This is a genomic window from Herbiconiux daphne (assembly GCF_024979295.1).
Taxonomy (GTDB): Bacteria; Actinomycetota; Actinomycetes; order Actinomycetales; family Microbacteriaceae; genus Herbiconiux; species Herbiconiux daphnes.
Genome location: NZ_JANLCJ010000399.1, coordinates 1 through 699, shown reverse-complemented (window position 1 = coordinate 699; position 699 = coordinate 1). Strand labels below are relative to the sequence as shown.

Sequence of the window (699 nt, the reverse complement as noted above, 5' to 3'; positions counted from 1 at the left end):
GGAATACCCCTACACTGTCTGCTTCAACTCCTAGATCATTTTTGAATACTACACTGTTAGTCACTGTCTGAACAGAACCATCAGTTTTATTTAAGTAGTCACCCAATAACCCTGAAATATTACTTCTGAGTGTTTGGATTCTAACTAAAGTGTCATCAAATGCTACAGAGATTTTACGAAGTTCCCTCTCTACAGCGTTCTTAAGGTTTAAAGTTTCCCCACTTGACTGTGGTAAAAATCCTTGAACGTATAATTTAATTTGTTGTAGGGTAGCCATTATTGCCCCCTTGTATTTAATACAGTGCCTTCTGCTTCTTCACGTTGTTCAGGGGTTAGGTGGGTTGGCAGTTTGTCCAATAGTTCACCTAGTTTCTGACGTAATTCATCAGCACCATACTTCCTGTTCTTGATTATACGCTGAATGTCACGGTAATGAGACCAATCAATGTATTGTTTCGGTAGGTTAGCAGCAGTTGCATATGGTAATGCTTTAGCAGCAGCTACAGGGGAAATAGCAGTATGGAGACTTTCACCAATGGTAATCAAACTACCAATTGGATCTTTATTCATAGCTTCAGTCCAACCTTCAGGGTTAACTGCTGATTGATCCCATGAACGTATTGCTTTAGAGTACGGGAATACTTTCTCAGCACTACCTGCTACATTTGATGCAATCCTACTAACTGGTGTTTGTCCAGT

At 39.9% G+C, this 699-nt stretch carries 2 protein-coding genes; both read right to left on the bottom strand.

All coding sequences use genetic code 11. The features are described from left to right. A partial coding sequence (locus tag N1032_RS25475) for a hypothetical protein (protein WP_259543386.1) occupies positions 1-277 on the bottom strand: 277 nt, incomplete at its 3' end. After that, positions 277-699, bottom strand: a 423-nt coding sequence (locus N1032_RS25470) for a hypothetical protein (protein WP_259543385.1), incomplete at its 5' end; no start/stop codon positions are given. The genes N1032_RS25470 and N1032_RS25475, both read right to left, overlap by 1 nt.